The organism is Synechococcus sp. W60.1, from assembly GCF_047461575.1.
In the GTDB taxonomy this organism is placed as follows: Bacteria; Cyanobacteriota; Cyanobacteriia; order Thermostichales; family Thermostichaceae; genus Thermostichus.
This window is the reverse complement of the sequence record NZ_JANSHL010000011.1, coordinates 97185-103450: the sequence shown is the minus strand read 5'-3', so window position 1 is coordinate 103450 and position 6266 is coordinate 97185. Positions and strand designations below refer to the sequence as shown.

Here is a 6266-nt window from a genome sequence, read left to right as displayed (position 1 = left end):
GGATGGATCATCAGGGGGTGAACAGGGCCACGTTGTACTCCCTCTGCAAGGACTTGGCCAGAGAGTTCCCCTTCGCCCAGAAGCTGAACTCCTCTGCCCGGCAAGCCAGTGCCGAGCGAGCCTGGTTTGCCATCTCCAACTTCTACCGCCGCTGCAGGGAGAAGGCAGCCCGGAAGGGCTATCCCAAGTTTCAGAAACACTGTCGCTCCGTGGAGTACAAGCAGTCTGGCTGGAAGCTGTCTCCTGACGGCATGTCCATCACCTTCACGGACGGCTTCCATGCGGGCACCTTTGCTCTCTACTGCAACGGCGAGGCACGGCGAGACATCCTCACCCTGAAAATCAACCGGGTGCGGGTCATACGCAGGGCCGATGGGTATTACGCCCAGTTCTGCCTGGACGTAGACCGTCGTGAGCAGGTGGAGTACACCGGCCAGGTGGTGGGGCTGGATATGGGCTTGACGCACTTCTACACCGACAGCCACGGCCACAAGGTAGAGTGCCCAAAATTCTTGCGTCGTGCCGAAAGGAGGTTGAAGCGAGAGCAGCGCAGGCTCAGCCGGAAGTTTCAGAGAGGGGCCAGACCCCAATCCAAGAACTACCACAAGCAAAGGAATCGGCTGGGCAAGGTGCACCTGAAGGTTCAGCGCCAGCGTAGAGACTGGGTCATCAAGTTGGCCCGGTGCGTGGTGGCGTCTCACGACGTCGTGGCGTACGAGGACTTGCAGGTGCGTAACTTGGTGCGGAATCACCACTTGGCCAAGTCGATTCACGATGCGAGCTGGAGCTTATTCACCGGGTGGCTCGACTACTACGGGAAGGTCTTCAACAAGGTGGTGGTGGCCGTGCCGCCCCAGTACACCTCGCAGGACTGTTCTCAGTGTGACCATCGGGTGAAGAAGACGCTGTCCACTCGCACTCACCGCTGCCCGCGGTGTGGGGCGGTGATTGACCGAGATGAGAATGCGGCCATCAACATCCTGCGCAAAGGGCTGGAGTTGTTGGGTGAGGAGTGGAACAACAGTACCCAAGGGCATTGGGGAACTGCCTCGAAAGAGGGAACGCCTGGGGAGACGAGCACCTCTGCCGTGGAGGGGCAACCTGACATGGTAAGTGCTGTCGTGGAACCAGGAACCAGAATCCCCTGCCTTTAGGCAGGGGAGTATGTAAATTGTGAGATAATGGTAAAGCTGCGCTTTCTGTGCAGCCTCTGGTTCTAATCAGTTCTATCTGGCCAATTAGGGGATAGTATGCTGCACACACTATCTGGCCAATTAGGGGATAGGTCTCCAGCTCTGATCGGGATCCACTGTATCCTGGAGCTTTACGACTGCCCGGCCAAACTTTTGGATGATGCCTCTCTGGTGCAACAGGCTTTGCGGGAGGCAGCGAGACGCTCCAACTCCACCTTTCTGGGAGAGCTGTGCCATCCATTTGAGCCGCAGGGGATTACAGCCCTCGCTCTTTTGGGGGAATCCCACATCTCCATTCACACCTGGCCCGAAGCGGGCTACGCGGCGGTGGATGTGTTCACCTGTGGTCGCCACACCCGACCGGAAGCGGCCTGTGAATATCTGATCGACGTGTTTCAAGCGCGACGATATTCCCTGCGCAAGGTGCCCCGCCGCACCGCGCAACCGACACTCCTGGAAGAGGCCCCAGACTCGGCTGAGGTGCTCACCTGTGAAGCGAGCCGACGAAGGCGCTGAGATCCTCGCCAATCGCAGCTTTTTCCAAACTGTCATGGGGGCCATCTGTAGGCTGGGTGGGATCCGATTCACCCCAGAGGTCAGTCTATGTTGCTGGAAAAAGCTGTAGCGAGGTGCTTATGAGCAGCCCGAGAAGTTTCTTCTGGGTTCAGGAGTACTTTACCCCTTGGGACTACACCGCCCGTGCCGTCACGCGCATCTTGGCCTACCGAAAAACCCCTTTCCAGGAGATGCTGATCGCCGAGACGGGGGCCTTCGGCAAGGGTCTGATGCTGGATGGGCATTGGCAATCCACTACCGTGGATGAGTTTCTGTACCACGAGGCTTTGGTTCATCCGGCTATGGTGCAGGTTGTCCAAGCGGGCGGGATCCCCCGGCGGGTACTGGTGTTGGGGGGGGCAGAAGGGGCAACGCTGCGGGAGGTGCTGCGTTGGCGCTCGGTGGAGCAGGTGGTGATGGTGGACATCGATGGGGAGGTGGTGGCAGCCTGCCGAGAGCACCTGCCGGAAATGCACCAGGGATCCTTTGAAGATCCGCGGGTGGAGGTGGTGATTGCCGATGCCTTGGATTTTCTCCAGGAAACAGGCCCCATTTGGGATGTGATCCTTTCCGATCTTTCCGATCCCATTGAGTCCGGCCCTGCCTACCGCCTCTTCACCCAGGAGTTTTTCCGCCAGATCCGCTCCAAGTTGCAGCCAGATGGGGCTTTCACCATCCAAGCCGGGCCGACGGGTCCGGTTGAGCTGCCCCAGCACACCCGCATTGTTCGCACCCTGAAAACGGTGTTTGCCGCTGTGCAGCCCTACGCCATCTATGCCCCCACCTACGGTGGCCCACTGGGTTTTGCCCTGGCAGCTCAGGATCCCATCTCCCCCAGGCCAGAACCGGAGCAGATCGACCAGATTCTGAGCCAACAGTTGGATCCCGAGCGAGGGGCACTGCAATTCATCGATGGCATCACCCTTCTGGGCCTCTACCAAGTCCCAGCTCACCTGCGCCGTGCCATTGCCGCCGAGACCACGGTTTATACCCTGGACAACCCGCCTCGCATTGAATGAGGAGCCATGCAGCGCTCAAAGGGATCCCAGGAGAGTTTGTCTTTGGTGCCATAACTTGGTAGATTCGTGAGCAGCCGAATTTTGCTTCCCTGATGAAAGTCCTGGTTATTGGTGGTGACGGATACTGTGGCTGGGCGACAGCCCTGCACCTATCCAACAGGGGTTATGAGGTGGCCATTCTCGATTCCTACGTCCGCCGCCTCTGGGATCTGCAACTGGGGGTTTCTACCCTGACCCCCATTGCCCAGCTAGAGCAACGGGTGGATCGCTGGAAGGGGCTAACCGGCAAGGACATTCCCATCTTTGTCTGCGACGTTACCAACTACGAAGCCCTGATCTCCTGCATGCGCCGCTTCCCGCCGGATGCCATTGTTCACTTTGGCGAGCAGCGCTCTGCCCCTTACTCGATGATCAGCCGCGAACACGCGGTAATGACCCAGGTGAACAACGTGGTGGGCACCTTGAACATCCTCTACGCCATCAAGGAGGAATTTCCCGATTGCCACCTGGTGAAGCTGGGCACCATGGGCGAGTACGGCACCCCCAACATCGACATCGAGGAGGGGTACATCACCATCGAGCACAATGGCCGCAAGGATACCCTGCCCTACCCCAAGCAGCCGGGATCCATGTATCACCTCTCCAAAGTACACGACAGCCACAACATCCACTTCGCCTGCCGCGTCTGGGGCCTGCGGGCCACCGACCTCAACCAAGGGGTGGTATACGGCGTGCTCACAGAAGAAACCGGCATGGACGAGGTGCTGATCAACCGTCTCGATTACGATGGCGTATTCGGCACAGCTCTGAACCGCTTCTGCATTCAAGCGGCCGTGGGCCATCCGCTGACAGTGTATGGCAAGGGCGGCCAGACCCGCGGTTTCCTGGATATCCGCGACACGGTGCGCTGCGTGGAGCTGGCCATTGCTCACCCTGCCGAGCCGGGCCAATTCCGGGTGATGAACCAGTTCACAGAGCAATTTAGTGTTGAGCAACTGGCGTTGCTGGTGCAAAAGGCGGGAGCCACCATGGGCCTGAAGGTGGAAATCAACCACCTGGAGAACCCCCGCGTCGAGCTGGAAGAGCACTACTACAACGCCAAAAACACCAAGCTCCTAGACCTGGGCCTCCAGCCCCACTATCTGTCCGATTCCCTCTTGGATTCGCTGCTCAACTTTGCTCTCAAGTACAAGGATCGGGTGGATGTGCGGCAGATTTTACCCAAGGTGAAGTGGAAAGGTTAACTCTCCAGGCAAGCTTGGGCTAGGCTCAGCCAGCCGCGCGCCAGGTTGTCCAGGTTATAGCCGCCTTCCAAGCCGAAGAGGGTTTTGCGGGTCACCTGCTCCAGGCAAAGGCGGGCCATGCGGCCAAAGGCTTCCGGCTCTAGCTGCATACCGGCCAGGGGATCCCCTTTGGCACAGTCGAAGCCGGCGCTCACCAGCAGCAAATCCGGCTGGAACGCTTGCAAGAACGGCAAGATCTTCTCGTCGAGGGCCTTTTTGTAGGCCAACCAATCCGAGCCGGCAGGCAAAGGCACGTTGCAGAGGTTGCCGTGGATCCCGGTTTCGCGAGCGGAGCCGGTGCCGGGGTAGAGGGGAAACTGATGGATGGAGGCATAGGCCAGTTGGGGATAGCGCTCCACCACCGCCTGCGTGCCGTTGCCGTGGTGAACATCCCAATCGAAAATCGCCACCCGCTTTACCCCCGGCTGATCCAACGCCCACAGCGCCGCAATGGCCGCGTTGCTGAAGAGGCAAAATCCCATTGCCCGTTCCGGCTCTGCGTGATGCCCAGGTGGACGGCACAGCACCAAAGCCGGCTGAGCGGTGGCCAAAACCGAAGCAGAGCCGGCAATCCAAGCTCCCACAGCCAGGCGCGCTGCCTCAAAACTTCTCCCCGAGAGAGCAGTGTCGGCATCGATGCGTCCCCCACCTGCTGCTGCCAACTCAGCCACCTGTTGAATGTGCCGACGCGAGTGTACTCGCTCCAGCTCTGCCAGCTCCGCCAAGGGGGGATCCCGCCATTCCAAGCGGTCGGCGAAAGAGGCACCGCGCAGCGCCTTAACAATGGACTGCAAGCGAGCCGGACGCTCGGGGTGAAATGGCCCGGTATCGTGGCTGAGGAAAACATCAGAATAGTAAACGGGCAACACGGACAAAGCCAGCAAGCTAAGGCAACGCCTTTGCAGTGTAGCTTAAGCCCGCCCCCTCTATCCGTAGAAGACCTCTGACATGGATCCCGCATAGGGGTCAAGGCCAAAAGAGGCTTGTTGGAGTTTTTGATTGACCACATCCCGCACTACCGACCGCAGCAATTCCAGCTCAGAGGAATTGAGTTGATCGCGGCTGGGACACTCATCGGCGGCCAGCCACATGTAGATGGCGGGGACCCGGTTTAGGATCTGCTGCATCATCGCTTCCCGCTCCCTAGCGTCATAAAACACCTGTTGATGGGGGTGCTCAGTGGAGAGGATAGTTTCCAGTTCTCCCAATGCCAGGTACTCAACGATATTAACCAACATCTTTTCCATGATGAATGTCCCTCCTAAAAATCCCTGTCGCTCTTAAAAACAGACATTAAACAAAAAACGCTGCTTCCCCATCTTCCTCCGCTGCTTTTGGCACCGGATTTTGCCTACAAGCCGACCATTTAAGCCGGTTGCAGTTAAGTCTGCCGTCGGGAAGAAGTTGCGGTTTCGTTCGTAAGATCCTCTTGTGCAGCCAATCCTTGCCTCCTCTATTCGCCTCGTTTGCCTTTCCACTTGCCGCTGAAAGCAGCCAATAGGAGCCATCAGCAGCTGGAAAATCTTTTTGCTGGTATTCAGTACCAACGAAGAATTATCAGCGTTCAAGAGAAACAAGGTAGAGCGTTTAACAAAGACTATAGAAACTCGACTGCAAAAGGCAGGAAGATCTTACTCAGCTATTTGTCATTCACTACCCTAACACGTGACTGTGTAAGAAATTGCGGGAATATTAAGAAACTTACATATTTCTTGACAATTGACTAAAACTTCTGTCTGTCAAGGAGGCCCTGGAAGGCAGTTAAAGAGTTGTAAAGAGCAACTCTTCCCTTGGCTCCAAGCTCTGAAGAACTGCCAAATCCAGGGATCCAAAACAAATAGATTTAGCCTGCTATGGGCAGATCGACTCGCTGAGCCTGGATCCAGAAAGACTCTAGGTCATAGTAGTCCCTTTCCTGTTGCATAATCACATGGACAATGAGATCGGCATAGTCGATCAGTATCCAAGAGGCCGATTCCTGCCCTTCGATGCGGCGCGGAGTTTGTTTCCACTCGTCCCAAACCTTTTCCTCAATTGCTCGGGCAATGGCGCGGACTTGCGTGAGCGAGTAGCCGCTGACCAGAAGAAAGTAATCTGCCAAAGTGGAGACTTGGGATACATCCAGCAGAACGATATCGCCACCTTTTTTCTCTTCTGCCGCGCGAGCTGCACTCAGCGCCATGCAATAGATGGGATCCCCAGCGGGGGCAGGCATG

General features: G+C 57.4%; 7 protein-coding genes. 4 read left to right on the top strand and 3 right to left on the bottom strand.

Features of this window, described 5'->3' with window-relative positions:
* The 4 genes from NW805_RS10610 to NW805_RS10595 all read left to right on the top strand — a co-directional run.
* On the top strand, positions 1–1154 hold a 1154-nt coding region (locus NW805_RS10610), incomplete at its 5' end, for an RNA-guided endonuclease InsQ/TnpB family protein (protein ID WP_414422455.1).
* A 96-nt stretch (positions 1155–1250) separates the two neighbouring features.
* Complete coding sequence (gene speD / locus NW805_RS10605) at positions 1251–1709, top strand: adenosylmethionine decarboxylase (RefSeq protein ID WP_414342990.1); 459 nt, start codon at positions 1251–1253, stop codon at positions 1707–1709.
* Positions 1710–1828: 119 nt separating this feature from the next.
* Positions 1829–2767, top strand: coding sequence for a spermidine synthase (locus NW805_RS10600; protein ID WP_414382989.1), 939 nt, complete (start codon positions 1829–1831; stop codon positions 2765–2767).
* 92 nt (positions 2768–2859) lie between these two features.
* Entirely contained in the window at positions 2860–4011 is a 1152-nt protein-coding gene (locus tag NW805_RS10595; protein WP_414373485.1) for an NAD-dependent epimerase/dehydratase family protein, read from the top strand.
* Here the strand turns inward: NW805_RS10595 and NW805_RS10590 are convergent.
* From NW805_RS10590 to rsfS, 3 genes are all read right to left on the bottom strand, one after another.
* Entirely contained in the window at positions 4008–4919 is a 912-nt protein-coding gene (locus NW805_RS10590) for a histone deacetylase (protein ID WP_414422461.1), read from the bottom strand. The two genes, NW805_RS10595 and NW805_RS10590, sit on opposite strands and share 4 nt — an antisense overlap.
* A gap of 57 nt (positions 4920–4976) precedes the next feature.
* Positions 4977–5297, bottom strand: coding sequence for a hypothetical protein (locus NW805_RS10585; protein ID WP_011431733.1), 321 nt, complete (start codon positions 5295–5297; stop codon positions 4977–4979).
* A 596-nt stretch (positions 5298–5893) separates the two neighbouring features.
* Positions 5894–6265 (bottom strand): ribosome silencing factor, encoded by a 372-nt coding sequence (rsfS, locus tag NW805_RS10580; RefSeq protein WP_011431734.1) that lies wholly within the window; start codon positions 6263–6265, stop codon positions 5894–5896.
* Position 6266 lies beyond the last annotated feature (1 nt).